Genomic DNA, 20,284 nt, shown 5'->3' on the forward strand with positions numbered 1-20,284 from the left:
TAAAAGTGACTGTCATGACTCAAACATTTATTCCCGGCAAAGACGCCGCCCTGGAAGACTCCATCGCCCGATTCCAGCAGAAACTGAACGATCTCGGCTTCCAGATTGAAGAGGCTTCCTGGTTAAACCCGGTGCCAAACGTCTGGTCAGTCCATATCCGCGATAAAGAGTGTGCTCTGTGCTTCACCAACGGCAAGGGAGCCACCAAAAAAGCGGCGCTGGCCTCTGCGCTGGGTGAATACTTTGAGCGTCTGTCCACCAACTATTTCTTCGCGGATTTCTGGCTGGGCGAAACCATCGCTAACGGCCCATTTGTTCATTATCCGAACGAAAAGTGGTTCCCACTGACAGACGATGACGAAGTGCCGGAAGGCCTGCTCGATACTCGTTTGCGCGCTTTCTACGATCCTGACGATCAACTGACCGCGAGCCTGCTGGTCGATCTTCAGTCTGGGAATGAGGATCGCGGCGTTTGCGGCCTGCCTTTCACTCGTCAGTCAGATGGCGAGACCATTTATATTCCGATGAATATCGTGGGTAACCTGTACGTGTCCAACGGGATGTCCGCAGGTAACACGGCAAACGAAGCCCGTGTTCAGGGTCTGTCAGAAGTTTTTGAACGTCATATCAAGAACCGCATCATCGCAGAAAGCATCAGCCTGCCAGAGATCCCGGCTGAAGTGATGGCACGTTACCCAGGCGTCGTGGAATCCATCGCCAAGCTTGAAGCGGAAGGTTTCCCTATTTTTGCCTACGACGGTTCACTCGGCGGCAACTATCCGGTCATCTGCGTAGTTCTGTTCAACCCGGCAAACGGCACCTGTTTCGCCTCTTTCGGCGCGCATCCTGATTTTGGCGTGGCATTGGAGCGTACCGTTACAGAACTGCTGCAGGGCCGTGGCCTGAAAGATCTCGACGTCTTCACCCCGCCAACCTTCGATGATGAAGAAGTCGCTGAACACGCGAACCTCGAAACCCACTTCATCGATTCCAGCGGTCTGATCTCCTGGGATATGTTCAAACAGGATGCAGATTATCCGTTTGTTGACTGGAATTTCTCCGGCACCACCGAAGAAGAATTCGCCACCCTGATGGCTATTTTCAAGGCAGAAGATAAAGAAGTTTATATTGCCGATTACGAGCACCTGAGTGTTTACGCTTGTCGTATTCTGGTGCCAGGCATGTCTGATATTTATCCAGCCGAAGACCTGTGGCTGGCAAATAACAACATGGGCAGCCATCTGCGTGAAACTATTCTTTCTCTGCCGAACAGTGACTGGGAAAAAGAAGATTACCTGGCGCTGATTGAGCAGATGGACGACGAAGGTCTGGACGATTTCACCCGCGTCCGCGAACTGCTGGGCATGGCGACCGGAAAAGACAATGGCTGGTATACCCTGCGCGTTGGCGAGCTGAAAGCAATGCTGGCGCTGGCCGGTGGCGATCTGGAACAAGCCCTGATTTGGACTGAATGGACCATGGAATTCAACGCGTCCGTGTTCAGTGCTGAGCGAGCTAACTATTACCGTTGTCTGCAAACCCTGCTGCTGCTGTCACAGGAAGAAGAGCGTCAGCCTCTGCAGTATCTGAACGCCTTTGTTCGTATGTACGGCGCAGAGGCGGTTGAAGCAGCCAGCGCAGCCCTCAGCAGCGAAGAGGCTTTCTACGGTCTGCAGCCTGTTGACAGCGATCTGGAAGCCTTCCCGGCGCACCAGAGCCTGTTAAAAGCTTACGAGAAGCTGCAACGAGCAAAAGCTCACTTCTGGTCTGCCCAGCAGTAAAACCACAATAAATTTATGGCGAAATTATTCGCCTGCGCTATATTACGGGGCCACAAAGTGGGCCCCGTTTTTATTTTCCCCGGCGTCAACTTTATTTTGTAATAATTAAGTTAATTATGCGTAAACACTATTATTAGTAGCTTACCAAAAATGTTAATTTTAATGCATATTACTCCATTTTAATTAACCGTTAAAAAGGGGGTTACTGAAAAAATTCAACTCGATTTGCAAATTTTAAAATTTATTTTTATTTTGATAATCAAAAAGTTACGCCGCATTCGTTGAAAAACCACGCGTTTTGCGGGCCTATAAGCCAGGCGAGATATGATCTATATCAATTTCTCTTCTATAATGCTTTGTTAGTATCTCGTCGCCGACTTAATAAAGAGAGAGTTAGTGTGAAAGCTGACAACCCTTTTGATCTTTTACTCCCAGCTGAGATGGCCAAAGTGGCCGAGGAAGCGGGTGTCTATAAAGCAACGAAACAACCGCTTAAAACCTTTTTCCTGGCGATTACTGCGGGTGTCTTCATCTCCATTGCCTTCGTCTTCTACATCACGTCCACGACAGGCACTGCGGGTATGCCGTTTGGTATTGCCAAGCTGATTGGTGGTATCTGCTTCTCACTGGGCCTTATCCTGTGTGTGATTTGCGGCGCAGACCTTTTCACCTCCACGGTGCTTATCGTGGTCGCAAAAGCAAGTGGCAAAATCACCTGGCTTCAACTGGCGAAGAACTGGTTCAACGTCTATGTTGGTAACCTGGTAGGCTGTCTGCTCTTTGTTTTGCTGATGTGGCTTTCCGGCGAATATATGACCGCCAACGGCGGCTGGGGACTCAACGTCCTGCAAACCGCTGACCACAAAATGCATCATACGTTTATTGAGGCCGTCTGCCTCGGTATCCTGGCAAACCTGATGGTCTGTCTCGCTGTGTGGATGAGCTACTCTGGCCGCAGCCTGATGGATAAAGCCATGATCATGGTTCTGCCTGTCGCGATGTTCGTCGCCAGCGGCTTCGAACACAGTATTGCGAACATGTTTATGATCCCAATGGGTATCGTGGTTCGCAACTTCGCCAGCCCGGAATTCTGGACAGCAATTGGGTCTTCTCCGGACAATTTCTCTCACCTGACTGTCATGAACTTCATCACTGATAACCTGATTCCGGTCACTATCGGGAACATTATTGGCGGTGGTCTGCTGGTTGGGTTGACGTACTGGGTCATTTACCTGCGTGGCAACGATCAGCACTAAGGGTTGTTTCAGGCAGTAAATAAGAAATCCACTTAAGAAGGTAGGTGTTACATGTCCGAACTTAATGAAAAGTTAGCCACAGCCTGGGAAGGTTTTGCCAAAGGTGACTGGCAGAACGAAGTCAACGTCCGTGACTTCATCCAGAAAAACTACACCCCGTATGAAGGCGATGAGTCCTTCCTGGCTGGCGCTACTGACGCGACCACCGTCCTGTGGGATAACGTCATGGAAGGCGTAAAACTGGAAAACCGCACTCACGCGCCAGTTGATTTCGACACTTCCGTTGCTTCTACCATCACTTCTCACGACGCTGGCTACATCAACAAAGCGCTCGAGAAAATTGTTGGTCTGCAAACTGAAAAACCACTGAAACGTGCGATTATCCCGTTCGGTGGTATCAAAATGGTTGAAGGTTCTTGCAAAGCGTACGATCGCGAGCTGGACCCAATGCTGAAAAAAATCTTCACTGAATATCGTAAAACCCACAACCAGGGCGTTTTCGATGTTTACACCAAAGACATTCTGAACTGCCGTAAATCCGGTGTTCTGACTGGTCTGCCAGATGCTTACGGCCGTGGTCGTATCATCGGTGACTACCGTCGCGTTGCGCTGTACGGTATCGACTTCCTGATGAAAGACAAATACGCTCAGTTCGTTTCCCTGCAGTCTGACCTGGAAAACGGCGTAAACCTGGAAGCGACTATCCGTCTACGTGAAGAAATCTCCGAGCAGTATCGTGCTCTGGGTCAAATCAAAGAAATGGCAGCGAAATACGGCTGCGATATTTCTGGCCCAGCGACTAACGCTCAGGAAGCTATCCAGTGGACTTACTTCGGCTACCTGGCTGCGGTTAAGTCTCAGAACGGTGCAGCAATGTCCTTCGGTCGCGTATCCACCTTCCTGGATGCGTACATCGAACGTGACCTGAAAGCAGGCAAAATCACTGAAACCGACGCTCAGGAAATGATTGACCACCTGGTCATGAAACTGCGTATGGTTCGCTTCCTGCGTACTCCTGAGTACGATGAGCTGTTCTCTGGTGACCCAATCTGGGCAACTGAGTCCATCGGTGGTATGGGCGTTGACGGCCGTACTCTGGTGTCCAAAAGCAGCTTCCGCTTCCTGAACACCCTGTACACCATGGGTCCTTCTCCGGAGCCAAACATCACCGTTCTGTGGTCTGAAAAACTGCCACTGAACTTCAAGAAATTCGCCGCTAAAGTATCTATCGATACCTCTTCTCTGCAGTATGAGAACGATGACCTGATGCGTCCGGACTTCAACAACGACGACTACGCTATCGCATGCTGCGTAAGCCCAATGGTTGTTGGTAAGCAAATGCAGTTCTTCGGTGCTCGCGCTAACCTGGCGAAAACCATGCTGTACGCTATCAACGGCGGCGTTGATGAAAAACTGAAAATGCAGGTTGGTCCTAAGTCTGAACCAATCAAAGGCGATGTGCTGAACTTCGACGAAGTGATGGATCGCATGGATCACTTCATGGACTGGCTGGCTAAACAGTACGTCACTGCACTGAACGTGATTCACTACATGCACGACAAGTACAGCTACGAAGCCTCTCTGATGGCTCTGCATGACCGTGACGTGGTTCGCACCATGGCATGTGGTATCGCAGGTCTGTCTGTTGCTGCTGACTCCCTGTCTGCCATCAAATATGCGAAAGTTAAACCAATTCGTGACGAAGACGGTCTGGCTATCGACTTCGAAATCGAAGGCGAATACCCGCAGTTTGGTAACAACGATTCTCGCGTTGATGACATGGCGGTTGACCTGGTAGAACGTTTCATGAAGAAAATTCAGAAACTCACTACCTACCGCAACGCTATCCCGACTCAGTCTGTTCTGACCATCACCTCTAACGTGGTTTATGGTAAGAAAACCGGTAACACCCCAGACGGTCGTCGTGCTGGCGCGCCATTCGGCCCAGGTGCTAACCCAATGCACGGTCGTGACCAGAAAGGTGCTGTTGCCTCTCTGACTTCCGTTGCTAAACTGCCGTTCGCTTACGCTAAAGATGGTATCTCTTACACCTTCTCTATCGTGCCGAATGCACTGGGTAAAGACGACGAAGTACGTAAAACCAACCTGGCGGGTCTGATGGATGGTTACTTCCACCACGAAGCGACTATCGAAGGTGGTCAGCACCTGAACGTCAACGTCATGAACCGTGAAATGCTGCTTGATGCGATGGAACATCCTGAGAAATATCCTCAGCTGACCATCCGCGTTTCTGGTTACGCAGTACGTTTTAACTCCCTGACGAAAGAACAGCAGCAGGACGTTATCACTCGTACCTTCACTCAGACCATGTAAGTGGTTTTGACTGAAAATACGTTGTAAAAAGCGTACAATAAAGGCTCCACGCAAGTGGGGCCTTTTTAACAACTACTCTCCAACCCCAGCCTGCTTTGCCAGCCATCTATACTTCGACTATCGGGTATTGGGTTTCTGTCAAAACAGACTTAACACAGCCGGTATTGAGCTGTGCATACACTGGCCCCGGATGGGCCGTATCTGGAGAAAACACCGCAATGTCTGCAATTGGTCGCATCCACTCCTTTGAATCCTGTGGCACCGTCGATGGCCCAGGTATCCGCTTTATTACCTTCTTCCAGGGCTGCCTGATGCGCTGCCTGTATTGCCACAACCGCGATACATGGGACACCCACGGCGGCAAAGAGATTACGGTTGAAGAGCTTATGAAAGAAGTGGTGACCTATCGCCACTTTATGAATGCGTCCGGTGGCGGCGTTACGGCATCAGGCGGTGAAGCCATTCTTCAGGCTGAATTTGTCCGCGACTGGTTCCGCGCCTGCCGCAAAGAAGGCATCCACACCTGTCTGGATACCAACGGGTTTGTCCGTCGCTACGACCCGGTGATTGACGAACTGCTGGAAGTAACCGATTTGGTCATGCTCGATCTCAAGCAGATGAACGACGACATCCACCAGAATCTGGTCGGCGTGTCGAATCACCGTACTCTGGAATTTTGCCGCTACCTGGCGAACAAAAACATTAACGTCTGGATCCGCTACGTAGTGGTGCCAGGCTGGTCTGACGATGACGACTCTGCGCACCGTCTTGGTGAATTTACCCGCGATATGGGTAACGTCGAGAAAATCGAACTCCTGCCCTACCATGAGCTTGGTAAACACAAATGGGTGGCGATGGGCGAAGAGTACAAACTCGATGGCGTGCATCCGCCGAAGAAAGAGACCATGGAGCGCGTAAAAGGCATTCTTGAGCAGTATGGTCACAAAGTGATGTACTAACTGGCCTGCTCGTCTACAGCCTCTCAGGAGGCTGTTTTTACCCTTCTTCCTCCATCGCATTCAGAAGCAACGCCAGTACCGGCGCACTGATCATTCCCGGTTTCCAGAGCGCCACCAGCGGGTGCGTCAATCCTCTTGTGCCCATTTCAGTGTCCACTCTCTCTACACCATTGAGTCGCTCTGCCGCAAAATGCTCAGGCAAGAAAGCCCAGCCGCTTCCCTGTTGAAGCAACCCTTTCAGTAACGCGATTTCATTCACGTTAATGAGCCGGTCCGCTATCTGTAACCGCCCTGCCAGCGAAGGCGAAAGATCGTGAAACGGCATGAGCTGAGGTTGAGAAGCCAAATGCAGTAATGACACGGGTTGTTTCGGGAAGTAGCCTTTTTGGGCATAAACAGCCAACGAGACACTGCTTACCGCCCGCCAGTGAAGATGATCGTTTACCGAACGGTTGATGGCCTGAAAAAGGCCGATATCTGCACTCCCTTCATCAAGCCAGCATTCGGCCTGAGCACGCTCGCAGGCAATCATATTGAGCTGAATTTGCTGGGCTTCAAGCTGCCGGGCGAGGCGCAGTAAGAGCGCCCTGGGCGTGAACAAGTCATAACACAGCGTGAGCTGCGTTTCGATGCTGTCAGGGATTTGCTTCGCGACGCGAGAAAAGGCTTCTGCCTCATGCAAAAAGAGCCTCGCCTGTCGGTAAAGTAATTGTCCCTGCGGTGTCAGCGTTAAAGGACGAGTGGCACGATCAAACAGTTTGTAGCCCAGATCGAGTTCCAGATATTCCAGCAACTCACTGACCGTTGTACGGTCCTTGTTGAGCTTCCTGGCCGCTTTTGTCAGCGTGCCGCTCTCGCAAACACAGGCAAAAGCTTCTATCTGGGCAAGGGTAAAACGCAACAACTCCATCGTGACTTCGCATCCTCACCTAAGACATAAAGTATTCAGACAGCTTATTCGCGACGCTCTCAATCGAGAAAATACTTTTCTGCTGTGATTTTCGACAGGCGGCATAACGCTCATCTTGCTCTTCCAGGGCGAGCAGCAGACGATCGGCCACCATCATCGAGCCAGCCACCTCGGCAAACCCAAATTCACCTTCCCCTTTCAGCGCAACCGCAGCCTGAAGATTTCTATCCGAAAGGCGGCCCAGAGGCGTAAAAGTACCGCGGGTAATTGACAGGATTTCTACCCCCTGGTGTTTTGCCTGTGCCAGCATCTGCAAAAGATCGGCCGAAGCCTGTTCGGTATGCACCACGATGATGCCGGTTTTCTGCTCGGTACCGTAGAGCGGCAAGGTGGTCGGGTAGAAGCGATCGATGAAACTGGCCGCTTTCCCCATTCGCAGCAAGTTCATCTGTAAAAACAGGGCGACAGGCACTGCGGTCCCCACGGCATACAACGCAACCTGGTCCAATTGGTTAAGCCAGACAGCCGCGCTCTGGAGCTCTTTACTGTCAATAATGGCATTGCTGTCGCGGATGCTGGACATCACGGCCGACATTTCATCCTGATTGTCCTGGTCAGGACGTGCAGCCCCCTGCTCCATTGCCAGCGCCGTGCGGAAGTCAGAAAAGCCTTTAAACCCAAAGGCGCGGCAAAAACGCGTGATGCTGCCTTCACTGGTTTCGATGGAATCCGCCAGCTCAGAAATCGTATGACGCATCACATAATCGGGATTTTCAGTAATGAAATGCCCCACACGCCCCAGTATCGGACTGAGGCCGGATGAACTATTTCGTATGTTTATCAGCAAGTTAACATCAGGATGACTCATTTTTAGCCTTTTTGCACAAAATGCAATCAACGTCACATCATTTCCACACTGGTAGAGATAATAATTATTTTCCAAAGCAATTTAAATAAAAATAATTATTTTCACACCGCAGGAGAACACCCTATGAAAGGTCTTATCGTCTGTCGTACCGGCATGGGCAGCTCGATGATGCTGAAAATCAAAGCCCAGAAGATTATCGATAAGCACGGCTGGGATATTGAGCTTGAGCATGACGTCCTCTCCGGCCTCAATACCTGGCGAGACATCGATTTTGTTCTGACCATGCGTGACCTCACCGACGAAATTGAAGCCGCTGGGTTTAACGCTATCGGCATCACCGATTTGATGAACAGTGATGAAATGGAAGCTGCGCTGACCCGCGTCGTTCAACCACACTAATTCCTCATGGAGGAAATATGGAACTCCTCAGGTTTATTGTATTCGACATTCTCGGTGTAACCCCACTTTTAGTTGGTTTTATTGCACTTATCGGCTTAATCACACAGCGCAAGCCGATTGAGAAAGTCCTGTCAGGTACCTTCAAGACTATCGTCGGTTTTCTGGTCTTCGCCGGGGGCGCCGGGCTTGCAGTCACTTCTCTGGGCAACTTTCAGACGCTGTTCAGTCAAGGATTTGGCCTGAAGGGCGTCATGCCGCTGGCAGAAGCCTTGACCGGTCTTGCACAGACCAAATTCGCGATGTGCGTCTCGTTGATTATGGTCGTCGGGTTTGGCTGGAATCTGGTCTTTGCGCGCATCACCCCGTTTAAATATATCTTCCTGACCGGGCAACATAATCTCTATCTCTCTGCTCTGCTGACCGTCACCTTAAAAGCCCTTGGCTATAGCGATGCGGTGACCATCCTTACCGGGTCAATCCTGCTGGGGCTGGCGGCCTGTATCTATCCGGCGATTGCTCAGCCCTGGATGCGCAAAATAACCGGCAACGATGAAATTGCGATGGGGCATTATGTGACGCTAGCCTATGCGGCCTCTGGCTGGATTGGCTCGAAGGTCGGTGACCCTAAGGATTCAACCGAAAAGCTGAATCTTCCCGGCTGGCTTGGGATTTTCAAAGACTACATTGTCTCAGTCTCGATTTCGGTCAGTATCTTCTATTACATTGCGGCGCTCGCTGCAGGTAAAACAGCCGTGACAGCGGCGGCCGGAGGCATGCACTGGCTGGTGTATCCGCTGTTCCAGTCTCTGACGTTTACGGCATCGCTCTACATCATCATTACCGGCGTGCGCTTGCTGCTCTCAGAAATTGTCCCGGCATTTCTCGGTATCTCTGAGCGCTTCATTCCTAATGCCAAACCAGCCCTTGATTGCCCGGTGGTCTTTCCTTATGCCCCAACGGCGACTGTGCTGGGATTCATCTCGTCGTTTATTGGCGGCCTGGTGGTGATGGGCGTACTGGCGATGATTGGTCAGACAGTCATTATCCCTGTGGCTATCCCCTACTTCTTTATTGGTGCCACCGCGGCGGTATTCGGTAACGCCTCTGGCGGCTGGAAAGGTGCCATGGCTGGCAGCTTTGTCACCGGCATTTTGATTGGGATTGGCCCGGCACTTATCTATCCCATTATGGAGTCTGTTGGTCTTTCGGGCACCAGCTTCCCGGAAACAGACTTCGTCGCCCTCGGTCTCGTTGTGTACTACATCGGCAAAATGCTGCCGTAATCAGGAGTGGCTATGACTATTGAGCAACTAAAACTGCATGCGCTGACGGCGCGGCGCGATATCGTCAGCATGATTTATGAATCGGGTATTGGGCATCCGGGTGGTGCGCTCTCCATTGTGGAGATCCTGACCTGGCTGTATCACCGTGAAATCGACCTGACTGCCTCTCCCCGGGCACGACTGGTGATGAGCAAGGGTCACGCCGTTGCGGCGCAATATGCCTTTCTGCATCAGTTGGGAGTCATTGACCGCACTGAGTTCAACACCTTTCGACAGATAGATTCACGTCTGCAGGGCCATCCCAGCATCAAATCCCTCCCCGAAGTCGATGCCACAACCGGATTATTGGGGCAAGGGCTATCCGTTGCGCTGGGCATGGCGGCGGCAAAAAAACTCGCAGGCGATCCCCATCGCGTATTTGCCATCCTGGGCGATGGGGAGATGCATGAAGGGCAAATCTGGGAATCACTGCAACAAGCAGGCCACATGAAAATGGACAATCTGGTAGCGATAATCGATTACAACGGTTTTTCCTCACACGACCCGGTCAACAGCGTGATCAACCTCGAACCCCTGGCAGACAAAATCCGCTGCTTTGGCTGGCATGTTCTTGAACTGCATAACGGCAACGATATGCATCAGGTCGCCGACGCGCTAATGCTTTCGCGCCATCTTAAGGACAAACCCGTCGCAATTGTGGCCCATACAACCAAAGGATGTGGCGTTAGTTATATGGAGAACAATGGCGACTGGCATTCAAAAACGCCGACCACAGAACAGTATCAGCAGGCAATGGAGGAATTGCAATGATGAAAGCCCCCCGTGATGAAATCGGCCATGCTTTGATAAGCCTCAAACACAAAGGCTATCCCGTCGTGGTCATCGACAGCGACCTGGCCAGCTCAACCCGAACAGATCAATTCCAGACGCAGTTTCCCGAAGCATTTTTTGAGATGGGCATCGCCGAAGGTTCGGCAATGAGCTTCGCCGTGGGCCAGGCGCTAGAAGGAAATATTGCCTTCTATGTCAATTTTGCGATGTTCGTCACCGGCACCGCCTGGACTCAGTTGCGGCAAGCCTGTTACGCCAAAGCGAATATCAAACTGGTTGGCAGCCATCCTGGCATGGATGACGGCCCGGATGGGGCATCGCATCATGCCCTGGAAGATTTGGCGTTAACTCGCGTATTACCGGGGATCACCATTCTCTCCCCTGCAGATGCGGAAGAAATAGAAGCAGCTTTTGAGCAAGCAGCCAGCATAAAGGGGCCCGTGTACATCCGTGTCGCCCGCGAACCGATGCCTGTAAGGGACAAATCTCAGGTTCCACGCGTCACGGATATCGCTGCCGTTCGCGACAGCGGTAACGATTTTGCCATTTTGTATGAGGGAACGGTGCTGGAACAGGCCAGTGATGGTTTTGAGCAGTTGGAAGCCAGCGGGCGGCACGGCAAACTCATTCACGTAGCCTGCCTGAAACCCTTTAACAGCGAGGCATTTTTACAACTCACGGGCTCATGCCCGCTCATCGCGACGCTTGAAAACCACACCATTAACGGTGGGCTGGGAGGTCAGATTGCAGAGGCTATGGCAGACGTTGGGAGCGGAGCAAGACTCATCCGTCTCGGCACCCGGGATACCTTCACTGAATCCGGAAACAGTCGGCAACTAAAGGCAAAATATGGCATAAGCGGAGAAGCGTTGTTTAAGGCGTTAAGCGAGGCCTGAATGCCAATATTTGCCTTTCGCGCCGTACAATTTGTTCAGCGCTGTTCGAACTGGCAACAGGCTGTGCGCCTGGCCTGTAAGCCACTTGAGGAGCAATGTCTTGTCAGTCAGGAGTATGCAGAAGCTATCATTGCGGAAACGGAAGAAAGCGGTCCCTGGTATATCCTCACATCAGGATTTGCAATGCCGCATGCCCGGCCCGAACAAGGCGTGCTGAGTCAGGAAACACATCTTTCACTGCTACGCATTCGCGATAACGTGCTCTTTGAGGGCCACGATGCCGTAGGCTTGCTGATCGTCCTGGCTGCAGGCAATGGCAGCGATCATCTGGCAAAAATTCAACAACTGACACAGTGGCTGGATGAGGAAAACCGACTGGAGGAGCTTCTGGCAACCGATAACGAAACAGCATTGCTGAACGCCATTCATTAGGGAAAACGTCCGGCCTGGATATTCAGGCCGGATATGCCGTCAGGCGTGTGCCACTGGCGTCGGGTGATGCCCGGCTTTGCGCAGCAGCATCAACAGATAGATAAAGGCGACGCTGGCAATCATCACGAACAGCAAATTATCAGAGAAATTTTGCATCAACATCGAGGTAAACGTTGGGCCCAGCAGACTGCCAATCGTATAGCTCAACAGCAACGCCTGATTCATCGCGACCAGTTGATGATGTTCAACTTTTTCACACGCCCAGGCCATGGCTACCGGATACAGTGTGAAACCCGCGGCACCAAGGATAAACAAAGTCGGTGCCATTGCCGCACCACTCAGCATCGCAAGACTGCCCAGAATGACAACGAACACCTGTACTCGCAATACCAGCAAACGGCCATAGCGATCGGCCAGGCGACCAATCGGCCACTGCCCCACGATCCCCGCGCTCACCATCACCGCCATCCAGAAGCCAATGCCTGAATCGCTGTAACCCTGATGGTTCAGCCACAGTGGCATCAGGCCGTATAATGAGCCGAGAGCAATCCCGGAAACAATGCAACCGTTCACGCCCAGACGTGCCTGGCGAAGTTTCAGCATCGGCCAGACCTGCGTGGGTGCCTCATGCTCGCTTTGGTTATTCATGATGCGGGTAAACAGCAGTGGCAGGATCGCCGCCAGCACCATGCCAGTGACCCATGGCAGGACGCTCATTAAATCTGTCGGCAATTTACTGACCATCAACTGCCCCAGCACGGTCCCCACGTAATAGACCATCATGTAAGCCGCCAGCAGACGTCCGCGATTGCGGGACGTGCCGCTGCACATCAGCGCACTTTCCACCACCACCCAAATCATGGCGCAGCCGATGCCGGCCAGGAATCGCCAGCCCATCCAACTGACAAAGCCGATGCTAAAGCCAAGCCCTACGCACCCGAGAGCAAAGATCAGTGAGGCGACATAATAGCTGCGATTGAAGCCGAAGCGCTTAATCAGGCGTCCACAAAGTAGCGTGCCAACCAGGTTGCCCGTGAAATAGGACGAACTCACCATTCCGACTTGCCAGGTGGGCAGATGATCGTGAGCCAACCACAATGGCACCAGCGTATTAAGCACCGCGATAGCCAGAGTCAGCAAAAGTAAGCCACAGAGCAATAAAAGCACTGGGCGGGAATACGTGGACATGAGTTAAAAAACCGTGAGGATGATCAGAATTCGAGCGCATCATGCCACTCTTTGCGGCAAAGTCAATCGGCGCGAAGCCAGTGCTGACGCGGCTTTCAGAGGAACAATTGAAGTTTTTTATTCAGCGCAGCGGCAATGGAATTTATTTTTAAATTATTCCATTGTTTTTATTAAGAAAGGAGAAAAACAGCGACTTATTTTCAGTTGAAAAATTTCATGGAAAGAAAGCATTTTTTATTGCCCCGGGCCGTTGCAGCCCGGGACAATACATTGCGTTAACTGGCGACAGCCATGCCCACCGTCATATGCAGACCGTAGAACACACCGCGACCAATCAGCTCACCCACTACGACCAGCACAAAGGCCAGGCTCAGCAGCGGTACCGCTGGCAAGCGCCCTTTCACCTGTGGTGCAATCCAGCACACCAGCGCCAGCGCGAGAATGGCCAGACGCCAGGCCATCAGCGAGCCATAGGCGGGTACTAAAGCCGAAGCCTGTTGAATCGAGCTGTGAATGGTCGCCAGCTCGCTGCCTTGCATCACCACTACAATCGCGCTGACCAACAGCCCTGCCAGCGAGATAGCCGGAAGCAGACGCATCGCCCAACCTTCAACCCCGGCAACACGCAGCAGCAGATAACCCAGCAGCGGCCCGCCAATAAAGAGTGTCAGGAAGAAGCTCATTGGCGTCCAGACACTGTACCAGGTCGGTACGGTATCGATGGTGTTATACACGCGTACCATCATCCACACGAACACCACGCCCAGCACCATCGTCAGCACCAGCCAGACGTTACGGAGCGCCTGAGGCAGCTTGTTGATAACAGCCAGCAACCAGCCAATGCCCCCCACCGCAAAGAACACGGAGCCACTGGCAATTTCGTTACTCAGCGAAGAGGCGCCAATGCGATTCAGGGAGTTAAACGCGCGCAGCGGTGAGCCAAGGTGCAGAATAGAAGCGATAAAGCCAAGCCCCATTAACACCCACAGACCAAACATCGTCAGCACCACCAGACGCTGCTGCTCACGAGAGAGCCCGCCTTTGATAAGCGCCAGCGCCAGAACAATAAAACCGCCAGCCACGCACTGCCCGAGGACCGTGAAGATCATTAGCGGCCATTCATGCCATCCACTTCCCATCTTAAACCTCCTTCGGGTTTGCCAGGTAGCCGGTGGTATCTCCCGTCGGGCGGCTGTTGGCGTTTGGTTTGATTACGATACTTGGTTTGGTGAAGTGCGCAGACGGCAGCGGTGCGACAGCCGCTAACTGACCATGCTTTTTACGCAGCTCTTCAATTGGGCCGAAGTCCAGTGCACGCAGTGGGCAAGACTCAACGCAAATCGGTTTTTTGCCGTCTGCTACGCGGTCATGGCAACCGTCGCACTTGGTCATGTGACCTTTGGCTTCGTTATACTGCGGCGCACCGTACGGACACGCCATATGGCAGTAGCGGCAGCCAATGCAAACATCTTCATTCACCACCACGAAACCATCTTCGCGCTTATGCATCGCACCGCTCGGGCAGACCTTAGTACAGGCCGGATCTTCGCAATGGTTACAAGCGATGGAAAGGTAATAGGCAAAAACGTTCTGATGCCAGGTGCCGTTGTCTTCCTGCCAGTCGCCACCGGCATATTCGTAAATACGGCGGAAGCTGACATCTGGCGTCAGGTTTTTGTAGTCTTTACAAGCCAGCTCGCAGGTTTTGCAACCGGTGCAGCGACTGGAATCAATAAAAAATCCATACTGAGTGGTCATCGGTTACTCCTTACGCTTTTTCGACCTGGACGAGGTTAGTGTGCGACGGGTTGCCCTTCGCTAATGGCGATGGACGCTGTGTCGTCAGCACGTTGATACAACCGGCTTGATCGATACCTTTCGCATCCGGCGCATACCAGGCCCCCTCACCTAAAGCCACAACACCCGGCATCATGCGCGGAGTGACTTTCGCTTCAATGTGCACTTCGCCACGGCCGTTGAAAATTTTCACGCGGTCGCCATTGCTGATACCACGCTGTTTCGCGTCCATTGGGTTAATCCACATTTCCTGACGGCAAGAAGCTTTGAGCACATCAACGTTGCCGTAGGTGGAGTGCGCACGCGCCTTGTAGTGGAAACCGGTTAACTGCAACGGATACTGTTTGGTCAACGGGTCGTTATAGTTTTCGAAACCAGGATCGTAGATAGGCAGGGGGTCGATAACATCGCCCTGTGCCAGCTCCCAGGTAGCCGCAATTTTGGCTAGCTCAGCGGAGTAAATCTCGATTTTCCCTGATGGCGTTGTTAATGGGTTAGCCGCCGGGTTTTCACGGAACGCTTTGTAAGCCACGTGATGCCCTTCTGGATCACGTTGCTTGAACATGCCCTGCTGGCGGAATTCGTCGAAGGAAGGCAGCTCCGGGATAGCCTTGCGGGACTGCTCATACAGATGGCGCATCCACTGTTCCTGAGAACGACCTTCTGTGAACTTCTGCTCCACGCCCATGCGTTTCGCCAGTTCGGTGGTCATCTCATAGATGGTTTTGCATTCGAAGCGTGGTTTAATCGCCTGATCGGCAAAAATCACGTACGACATGTTGCCGCACGAGGCATCCAACGCGAAGTCCATCTGCTCGGAAGCTGTGCAGTCCGGCAGAATGATATCGGCGTATTTCGCAGAGGACGTCATGTGGCAATCCACCACCACAATAAGCTCGCACTTCTTGTCATCCTGCAGGATGTCGTGTGTGCGGTTGATATCAGAGTGCTGGTTGATAATGCAGTTACCTGCATAGTTCCAGACCATCTTAATCGGCACATCAAGCTTATCTTTGCCCTGCACACCGTCACGCAATGCGGTCATTTCTGTGCCGCGTTCAATTGCATCTGTCCACATAAACATGGAGATGCTGGTCTGAACCGGGTTATCCAGAGTCGGCATGCGTTCAAACGGCAAATCGTAAGAGCCTTCACGAGCCCCTGAGTTACCGCCATTGATGCCAACGTTACCGGTGAGAATTGAGAGCATCGCAATCGCACGGGAAACCAGTTCGCCATTCGCATGACGCTGCGGACCCCAACCCTGGCTGATGAAGGCCGGTTTGGCGGTGCCAATTTCACGAGCAAGCTGAACAATACGCGTGACAGGAATACCGGTGATCGCGGAAGCCCATTCTGGCGTTTTAGCAATGCCATCATTGCCCTGCCCCAGAATATAAGCCTTATAGTGACCGTTGGCTGGCGCGCCTGCTGGCAGGGTTTTCTCGTCGTAGCCAACGCAGTACTTATCGAGGAAGGGCTGATCAACGAGGTTTTCGTTAATCATCACCCAGGCAATCGCTGAAATCAGCGCTGCATCAGTGCCTGGGCGAATGGGGATCCACTCATCTTCACGACCTGCACCGGTGTCGGTGTAGCGTGGATCGATGATGATCATTCGGGCATTGGATTTCTCACGTGCTTGCTCGAGGTAGTAAGTCACCCCGCCGCCGCTCATACGTGTTTCGCCTGGGTTGTTACCAAACAGCACCACAAGCTTACTGTTTTCGATATCTGACGGACTGTTGCCGTCGGCCCAACCGCCATAGGTGTAGTTCAGGCCCATCGCAATCTGCGCGGTTGAGTAGTCACCGTAATGGTTCAGGTAGCCGCCACAGCAGTTCATCAGGCGCGCAATCAGCGTCTTGCCTGGTGGCCAGGAACGCGTCATGGTGCCACCGAGCGTGCCGGTGCCATAGTTCAGGTAGATGGATTCATTGCCGTAATCTTTAATCAGACGCTGCATGTTGTTGGCAATGGTGTCATACGCTTCTTCCCAACTGATGCGCTCGAATTTACCTTCCCCACGCTTACCTACACGCTTCATCGGGTATTTCAGGCGATCCGGGTTGTAGACACGGCGGCGCATAGAACGCCCACGCAAACAGGCGCGAACCTGATGCAAACCATCAAAGTTGTCGTCACCGGTGTTGTCCGTTTCGACATATTTGATTTCACCGTCCACGACGTGCATACGCAGCGGGCAACGGCTACCACAGTTGACCGTACAGGCGCTCCAGATAACTTTCTCTGCAACACCTGCGGGGGCGATAGCCTCAGCCGCATTAGCGATTCGTGTAAAGGGTAATGTGAAGGCGCTGCTGGCCATGGCCAGCCCACCTATCGCAGAGGTCTTCATTAAACCTCGGCGGCTGACTTCTGCGCTCAGCAAAGCGTCGGGGGCTTTAATCTTCATGGATACTCACTTCATTGCTCATTGAAATGAATCATTCGTTATATAGTTGTGTATATAACGAAATCAGTCTTTTTTAGAGTTTTATGCAGCTTATAATTCGGAAGGAGTATCCCCGCTTTCGACTGAAGGGTTATTGTTCAGTATCAAGACAGGCATAAAAAAAGCGCCCGAAGGCGCTTTTTGAAGAAGATTTTGACGGGATCAGCCGATGAACTCGAGACCGTTCATGTAAGGACGCAGCACTTCCGGCACTTCAATGCGGCCGTCAGCTTGCTGATAGTTTTCCAGTACCGCAACCAGAGTACGGCCGACAGCCAGACCAGAACCGTTCAGGGTATGAACCAGACGGGTTTTCTTGTCTGCTTTACTGCGGCAACGCGCTTGCATACGGCGAGCCTGGAAATCCCAGCAGTTGGAAATAGAAGAAATTTCACGGTAGGTGTCCTGCGCTGGCAACCAGACTTCGAGGTCATAGGTTTTACGCGCACCAAACCCGATATCACCGCTGCACAGCAGGACTTTACGGTATGGCAGGCCCAGCAACTGCAGCACTTTCTCCGCGTGGCCAGTCATTTCTTCCAGTGCTTCCATAGAGTCTTCCGGACGCACTATCTGCACCATCTCAACTTTGTCGAACTGGTGCATACGGATCAGACCGCGAGTGTCACGACCGTAAGAACCCGCTTCGGAACGGAAGCATGGGGTATGGGCGGTCATTTTCAGCGGCAGAGAATCTTCATCCAGGATAACGTCACGCACGAGGTTAGTCAGCGGAACTTCAGCCGTTGGGATCAGGGCATAGTTACTGGCGTCCGCTTCTTCTTCCAGCGGGCGAGTGTGGAACAGATCACCGCCAAATTTAGGCAGTTGGCCTGTGCCATACAGCGTATCCTGGTTCACCAGGTACGGGACATAGTTTTCCATGTAACCGTGCTGTTCGGTATGCAAATCCAGCATGAACTGGCTCAGGGCACGGTGCATGCGCGCAATTTGCCCCTGCATCACAACGAAGCGAGAACCGGTCAGTTTAACCGCAGCGGCAAAATCCAGGCCTTTCGCCATTTCACCCAGGGTGACGTGATCACGGACTTCGAAATCGAATTTACGCGGTTCGCCCCAGCGGCTGACTTCCTGGTTTTCGCTGTCGTCTTTGCCATCAGGCACACAGTCATCAGGGATGTTCGGCAGGGTCAGCGCGATGTTGCGAATTTCAGCCTGCAGCTCGTCGAGCTCAGCTTTCGCGGCATCAAGCTCTTCACCCAGTTTGTTCACTTCCAGGCGTAACGGCTCGATATCTTCCCCGCGCGCTTTCGCCTGGCCAATGGATTTCGATCGCGAGTTACGTTCGGCCTGCAGATTTTCAGTGTTTACCTGCAGAACTTTACGACGCTCTTCAAGAGCGACCAGCTTATCTACATCCAGCTTAAAGCCCCGGCGTGCCAGTTTTTCAGCGACTGCGTCTGGCTCGGTACGCAGCAGATTGGGATCGAGCATGCTTATCCTGTGCTTATCGAATTGAAATTAGGAAAGACCGCAGCCTGCGGTCATAGAGATACAGTGACAACCTTACCGCAACGCCCTGTTTAGCGGTAGCGTTTTGTGGGGCTATTTTGATCCTGTTCGGCGAGCCAGGCGAGCTTTTCACCAATCTTGCCTTCAAGGCCGCGAGAGGACGGCTGATAATAGCGCGTTTGCGACATTTCTTGCGGAAAATAGACTTCCCCGGCGGCGTACGCATTCGGTTCGTCATGCGCATAACGATATTCCTGACCGTAGCCCATTTCTTTCATGAGTTTGGTCGGCGCATTACGTAAATGCTCAGGCACATCGTAATCAGGACGTTCGCGCGCATCCGCCATTGCGGCTTTAAACGCGGTATAAACAGCGTTACTTTTCGGCGCACAAGCAAGATAGACGATGGCCTGTGCAATCGCGCGTTCCCCTTCTGCCGGCCCCACGCGAGTGAAACAATCCCACGCGGAGATAGCGACCTGCATTGCACGAGGATCGGCATTGCCCACATCTTCTGACGCAATAGCCAGACAGCGGCGAGCGACATACAGCGGGTCACCGCCAGCCGTGATGATGCGTGCATACCAGTAAAGTGCTGCATCGGGTGAACTGCCGCGTACTGATTTATGCAATGCCGAAATCAGATCGTAAAAACGGTCGCCTTTATTATCAAAGCGAGCGCTGCGTTCCCCGGCAATTTCTGTCAACAGTTCAGGCTTAAGGACTCGCTTCCCCGCGCCGTCCAGCTCAGCCATATCCGCCATCATTTCCAGCGTATTTAACGCACGGCGGGCATCACCGTTAACCAGTTCTGCAATGGCTTTTCGGGTGTCATCGGGCAACACAATATCCTGGTCGCCATAGCCACGTGCCTTATCCGTCATCGCCTGAGTCAGCACTTTTTCAATGTCTTCAGTGGTCAGTGATTTCAGTAAATAAACGCGGGCCCGCGACAACAATGCCGAATTCAGTTCGAAGGAAGGGTTCTCGGTGGTCGCACCGATAAAGGTAATGGTGCCGTCTTCAATATGCGGAAGAAACGCATCCTGCTGGCTTTTATTGAAACGGTGAACTTCGTCGACGAACAAGATGGTACGCCGCCCGGCGTTACGATTCTGACGAGCGCGTTCGATAGCTTCGCGGATCTCTTTGACGCCTGACGTTACCGCAGAAATGCGCTCAACATCAGCGTTGGCATAACGGGCAATCACTTCTGCCAGCGTTGTTTTTCCTGTTCCAGGCGGCCCCCACAGGATCATTGAATGCAGATGGCCTGCTTCAATCGCCCGTGGCAAAGGTTTACCTGGGGCCAGCAGATGCTGCTGGCCGATGTACTGCGCTAAATTTTCTGGCCGCATACGGGCGGCCAGAGGTTGAAACGCATTATCAGAAAAATCGAGCGACAGATTGCTCACGCACGCC

The 20,284-nt window shown here is 52.5% G+C and carries 17 protein-coding genes; 9 read left to right on the forward strand and 8 right to left on the reverse strand.

Going from position 1 to position 20,284, the window contains the following annotated elements; translation table 11 throughout:
- Positions 1-14: 14 nt before the first annotated feature.
- The 4 genes from ycaO (at position 15) to pflA (ending at position 6,330) form a co-directional block, all read left to right on the forward strand.
- Positions 15-1,781, forward strand: coding sequence for a 30S ribosomal protein S12 methylthiotransferase accessory factor YcaO (gene ycaO, locus ACI2I2_RS05330; RefSeq protein WP_404656954.1), 1,767 nt, complete (start codon positions 15-17; stop codon positions 1,779-1,781).
- Positions 1,782-2,179: 398 nt separating this feature from the next.
- Positions 2,180-3,037, forward strand: coding sequence for a formate transporter FocA (gene focA / locus ACI2I2_RS05335; protein WP_404656955.1), 858 nt, complete (start codon positions 2,180-2,182; stop codon positions 3,035-3,037).
- Positions 3,038-3,088: 51 nt separating this feature from the next.
- Entirely contained in the window at positions 3,089-5,371 is a 2,283-nt protein-coding gene (pflB, locus tag ACI2I2_RS05340) for a formate C-acetyltransferase (protein ID WP_404656956.1), read from the forward strand.
- A 218-nt stretch (positions 5,372-5,589) separates the two neighbouring features.
- The gene (gene pflA, locus ACI2I2_RS05345; RefSeq protein WP_404656957.1) at positions 5,590-6,330 is read left to right on the forward strand and encodes a pyruvate formate lyase 1-activating protein; all 741 of its coding nucleotides are present in this window, start codon (positions 5,590-5,592) and stop codon (positions 6,328-6,330) included.
- A 37-nt stretch (positions 6,331-6,367) separates the two neighbouring features.
- Here the strand turns inward: pflA and ACI2I2_RS05350 are convergent, their stop codons facing one another.
- Complete coding sequence (locus ACI2I2_RS05350) at positions 6,368-7,240, reverse strand: LysR family transcriptional regulator (protein WP_404656958.1); 873 nt, start codon at positions 7,238-7,240, stop codon at positions 6,368-6,370.
- A gap of 19 nt (positions 7,241-7,259) precedes the next feature.
- Positions 7,260-8,108 carry a MurR/RpiR family transcriptional regulator gene (locus ACI2I2_RS05355; protein WP_404656959.1) on the reverse strand — a complete coding sequence of 283 codons (849 nt, stop codon included), beginning with the start codon at positions 8,106-8,108 and terminating at the stop codon, positions 7,260-7,262.
- A 123-nt stretch (positions 8,109-8,231) separates the two neighbouring features.
- On the opposite strand from ACI2I2_RS05355, the gene ACI2I2_RS05360 reads away from it, so the two are divergent.
- The 5 genes from ACI2I2_RS05360 to ACI2I2_RS05380 are packed head-to-tail and all read left to right on the forward strand — an operon-like array spanning position 8,232 to position 11,949.
- On the forward strand, positions 8,232-8,507 hold the full coding sequence (locus ACI2I2_RS05360) for a PTS sugar transporter subunit IIB (RefSeq protein WP_404656960.1): 276 nt from the start codon (positions 8,232-8,234) through the stop codon (positions 8,505-8,507).
- Between the two features lie 17 nt (positions 8,508-8,524).
- Positions 8,525-9,790: a PTS ascorbate transporter subunit IIC gene (locus ACI2I2_RS05365; protein ID WP_404656961.1), complete on the forward strand. Its 1,266-nt coding sequence runs from the start codon at positions 8,525-8,527 to the stop codon at positions 9,788-9,790.
- Between the two features lie 12 nt (positions 9,791-9,802).
- Positions 9,803-10,600 (forward strand): transketolase, encoded by a 798-nt coding sequence (locus ACI2I2_RS05370; protein WP_404656962.1) that lies wholly within the window; start codon positions 9,803-9,805, stop codon positions 10,598-10,600.
- A complete protein-coding gene (locus ACI2I2_RS05375; RefSeq protein WP_404657106.1) occupies positions 10,600-11,517 on the forward strand; it encodes a transketolase family protein in 918 nt (305 codons plus the stop codon). Before ACI2I2_RS05370 ends, ACI2I2_RS05375 begins: the two co-directional genes overlap by 1 nt.
- A complete protein-coding gene (locus ACI2I2_RS05380) occupies positions 11,518-11,949 on the forward strand; it encodes a PTS sugar transporter subunit IIA (RefSeq protein ID WP_404656963.1) in 432 nt (143 codons plus the stop codon).
- Between the two features lie 39 nt (positions 11,950-11,988).
- Here the strand turns inward: ACI2I2_RS05380 and ACI2I2_RS05385 are convergent, their stop codons facing one another.
- The 6 genes from ACI2I2_RS05385 to rarA form a co-directional block, all read right to left on the reverse strand.
- Positions 11,989-13,137, reverse strand: a complete 1,149-nt coding sequence (locus ACI2I2_RS05385) for an MFS transporter (RefSeq protein WP_330984300.1) — start codon at positions 13,135-13,137, stop codon at positions 11,989-11,991.
- Between the two features lie 275 nt (positions 13,138-13,412).
- Positions 13,413-14,276: a dimethyl sulfoxide reductase anchor subunit family protein gene (locus ACI2I2_RS05390; protein WP_404656964.1), complete on the reverse strand. Its 864-nt coding sequence runs from the start codon at positions 14,274-14,276 to the stop codon at positions 13,413-13,415.
- 1 nt (position 14,277) lies between these two features.
- Positions 14,278-14,895: a DMSO/selenate family reductase complex B subunit gene (locus ACI2I2_RS05395; RefSeq protein ID WP_404656965.1), complete on the reverse strand. Its 618-nt coding sequence runs from the start codon at positions 14,893-14,895 to the stop codon at positions 14,278-14,280.
- Between the two features lie 10 nt (positions 14,896-14,905).
- Positions 14,906-17,350: a dimethylsulfoxide reductase subunit A gene (gene dmsA / locus ACI2I2_RS05400; protein WP_404656966.1), complete on the reverse strand. Its 2,445-nt coding sequence runs from the start codon at positions 17,348-17,350 to the stop codon at positions 14,906-14,908.
- 201 nt (positions 17,351-17,551) lie between these two features.
- Positions 17,552-18,844, reverse strand: coding sequence for a serine--tRNA ligase (gene serS, locus ACI2I2_RS05405; protein ID WP_404656967.1), 1,293 nt, complete (start codon positions 18,842-18,844; stop codon positions 17,552-17,554).
- 89 nt (positions 18,845-18,933) lie between these two features.
- Positions 18,934-20,277, reverse strand: coding sequence for a replication-associated recombination protein RarA (rarA, locus tag ACI2I2_RS05410; protein WP_404656968.1), 1,344 nt, complete (start codon positions 20,275-20,277; stop codon positions 18,934-18,936).
- Positions 20,278-20,284: the final 7 nt, after the last annotated feature.

The organism is Scandinavium sp. NPDC088450, from assembly GCF_044900545.1.
Lineage (GTDB): Bacteria > Pseudomonadota > Gammaproteobacteria > Enterobacterales > Enterobacteriaceae > Scandinavium.

Bases quoted from the DNA above. Each gene is read 5' to 3' on its own strand.
- ycaO (WP_404656954.1), top strand. From the start codon at position 15: ATGACTCAAACATTTATTCCCGGCAAAGACGCCGCCCTGGAAGACTCC.
- pflB (WP_404656956.1), top strand. From the start codon at position 3,089: ATGTCCGAACTTAATGAAAAGTTAGCCACAGCCTGGGAAGGTTTTGCC.
- pflA (WP_404656957.1), top strand. From the start codon at position 5,590: ATGTCTGCAATTGGTCGCATCCACTCCTTTGAATCCTGTGGCACCGTC.
- ACI2I2_RS05350 (WP_404656958.1), bottom strand. From the start codon at position 7,240: ATGGAGTTGTTGCGTTTTACCCTTGCCCAGATAGAAGCTTTTGCCTGT.
- ACI2I2_RS05355 (WP_404656959.1), bottom strand. From the start codon at position 8,108: ATGAGTCATCCTGATGTTAACTTGCTGATAAACATACGAAATAGTTCA.
- ACI2I2_RS05360 (WP_404656960.1), top strand. From the start codon at position 8,232: ATGAAAGGTCTTATCGTCTGTCGTACCGGCATGGGCAGCTCGATGATG.
- ACI2I2_RS05365 (WP_404656961.1), top strand. From the start codon at position 8,525: ATGGAACTCCTCAGGTTTATTGTATTCGACATTCTCGGTGTAACCCCA.
- ACI2I2_RS05370 (WP_404656962.1), top strand. From the start codon at position 9,803: ATGACTATTGAGCAACTAAAACTGCATGCGCTGACGGCGCGGCGCGAT.
- ACI2I2_RS05375 (WP_404657106.1), top strand. From the start codon at position 10,600: ATGAAAGCCCCCCGTGATGAAATCGGCCATGCTTTGATAAGCCTCAAA.
- ACI2I2_RS05380 (WP_404656963.1), top strand. From the start codon at position 11,518: ATGCCAATATTTGCCTTTCGCGCCGTACAATTTGTTCAGCGCTGTTCG.
- ACI2I2_RS05385 (WP_330984300.1), bottom strand. From the start codon at position 13,137: ATGTCCACGTATTCCCGCCCAGTGCTTTTATTGCTCTGTGGCTTACTT.
- ACI2I2_RS05390 (WP_404656964.1), bottom strand. From the start codon at position 14,276: ATGGGAAGTGGATGGCATGAATGGCCGCTAATGATCTTCACGGTCCTC.
- ACI2I2_RS05395 (WP_404656965.1), bottom strand. From the start codon at position 14,895: ATGACCACTCAGTATGGATTTTTTATTGATTCCAGTCGCTGCACCGGT.
- dmsA (WP_404656966.1), bottom strand. From the start codon at position 17,350: ATGAAGATTAAAGCCCCCGACGCTTTGCTGAGCGCAGAAGTCAGCCGC.
- serS (WP_404656967.1), bottom strand. From the start codon at position 18,844: ATGCTCGATCCCAATCTGCTGCGTACCGAGCCAGACGCAGTCGCTGAA.